Below are 816 nucleotides of genomic sequence, written 5' to 3'. Positions count from 1 at the left end.
GGGCTGGGCGGCACCGTAGCCGCCACCAACGGCTCGGGCGGCCCGATGGCCATCCCGGTCGTGGACCTGATGCTCAAAAACATGAACGGCAAGGGCTCCATTCTTGCCCTCACGTATCACACGGGTGAAGTTTGCCGAAACCGCGAGCAGGTCATGGATGAAATGGCCGCCAAATATCCCGACATCAAGGTGACCAAAAACGAAGTGCGCATTCCCGGCTACTTTGAAGATGGCGCGCAGTACGCCAATGCATGGCTCGCCTCGCATCCGGCAGGCGCTGAAAACCTGGCGATCTGGGGCTGCTGGGATGATCCTGCAATCGGCGCGATCGGCTCACTGCGTGCTCAGAACCGCACCGATGTGATGGTGTATGGCATCAACGGAAATGCCCAGGCTCTTGAAAATATCAAAAATGGCTTCATGACCGCAACGGCATGGCAAGACAGCTACACCGAAGGCTACAATATGACAAAGATGGTTGAAGAGATCACCGCCGCCGGGAAGAGCTGGACGCCGAAAGCAGCCGAAGTGCCGGCGGTGCTGGTGACCAAGGATACAGTGGCGGATTTTCTGACCAAGCATCCTGACGCGATCCAGTAGGCGCAGCCAGCTTTTGACCGATAGTGTAACAGGAGATGCGGCAATGGCGATGGGGGCGCCCGTGGTGCCTCCATTTCTTGTCGTACGCAACATCAGCAAGGCCTTCGGTGGCGCCAAAGCATTGCGAAATGCTTCCCTCGACATTGTCGCGGGGGAGGTTCACGGGCTGGTCGGCGCCAATGGGGCGGGCAAGTCGACGATGATCAGGATTCTCGC

At 58.6% G+C, this 816-nt stretch carries 2 protein-coding genes; both read left to right on the top strand.

The window, feature by feature from the left end; all coding sequences use genetic code 11:
* Positions 1–600 (top strand): substrate-binding domain-containing protein (locus EN914_RS37015; RefSeq protein ID WP_164769956.1); only part of this gene is annotated, 600 nt, incomplete at its 5' end.
* Positions 601–643: 43 nt separating this feature from the next.
* The coding region (locus EN914_RS39935) for an ATP-binding cassette domain-containing protein (protein ID WP_127389760.1) at positions 644–816 on the top strand (173 nt) is incomplete at its 3' end.

Source organism: Mesorhizobium sp. M7A.F.Ca.CA.001.08.2.1, from assembly GCF_003998455.1.
Classification (GTDB): Bacteria; Pseudomonadota; Alphaproteobacteria; order Rhizobiales; family Rhizobiaceae; genus Mesorhizobium; species Mesorhizobium ciceri.
Note: the sequence above shows the minus strand (reverse complement) of the source record. Positions and strands in the feature narration are given on the sequence as shown.